Raw genomic sequence first — 1,000 nt, forward strand, 5'->3', positions numbered from 1 at the left:
GAATACTCTCGGAGCTTGGCGCAAAAAGCAGGTTGTCACGCCAAGATTGTCGCGAAGTTAGAACGCGCAGAAGTGTTTGAAACCAAAGAAGCCATGGGTGATGTCATTAAAGCATCTGACATCATTATGGTTGCTCGCGGCGATTTAGGCGTAGAGATTGGCGACGCACGACTGCCAATGGTGCAAAAATCATTGATCAATCGTTCTAAACATTGGGGTAAGCCAGTCATTACCGCGACCCAGATGTTGGAATCGATGATCGAGAATCCTCTCCCAACTCGCGCTGAAGTGTTAGACGTGGCAAACGCGATTATCGACGGAACAGACGCCGTGATGCTGTCGGCGGAATCGGCGGCGGGCAAATACCCAATCGAAGCGGTCGAAGCCATGGTTCGCATCGCACAAGGTGCAGAGCACGAGCTGGAATGCAACCATGACTGCTGGGATACTCTGCAACACTTATGTTCTAACCCAGGCAAAAGTTTCGCGCTTTCATCAATGATTTCGGCTTCTCGCGTTCATCAAGACCTTGGCGTTGCGATTTTAACCCAACATGGTGAAACGCCGCTGTTGATGTCTCGCTGCCAAAGTAAAACTAAGATTTGGGCTCTGAGCGACAACCCCGCTTTACTTGCACAAATGACCATTCTACGCGGTGTTGAACCTTTGTATTTCAAAGCAGCAGAAAGCCACGTTGATCTCGCGCCACAATTAGTGGAATGCTTACGTCAAAAGGCCAACGAAGCACATATTTCCTCCATTTTGATGACCCAACTCGACTCCATCGAAGGCATGGGTGAAATCAACGCTTGTCGCTTGCTGAGCTTGAATGTGTCTTCTCACATGAAGCCAGCGGAAGAAATCGCAGCTTAGGTTTACCTCCCCCTTATTCAAGCTCGATCTTGAATTTCTCCCCCATAACTTGCTCCACAGGGACTTGACCTGCCAAATGGCAGGTCCTTTTTATTGCGCACGATATAACCAACCATTCGCTGACTCT

Annotated in this window: 1 protein-coding gene; it reads left to right on the forward strand. The window is 49.1% G+C overall.

Annotated features, from left to right (window positions below; all coding sequences use genetic code 11):
• The coding region (locus R7127_RS27020) for a pyruvate kinase (RefSeq protein ID WP_318148778.1) at nucleotides 1-873 on the forward strand (873 nt) is incomplete at its 5' end.
• Between the last annotated feature and the right edge of the window lie 127 nt (nucleotides 874-1,000).

The organism is Vibrio sp. 1159 (assembly GCF_033340395.1).
GTDB classification, from domain to species: Bacteria; Pseudomonadota; Gammaproteobacteria; order Enterobacterales; family Vibrionaceae; genus Vibrio; species Vibrio alginolyticus.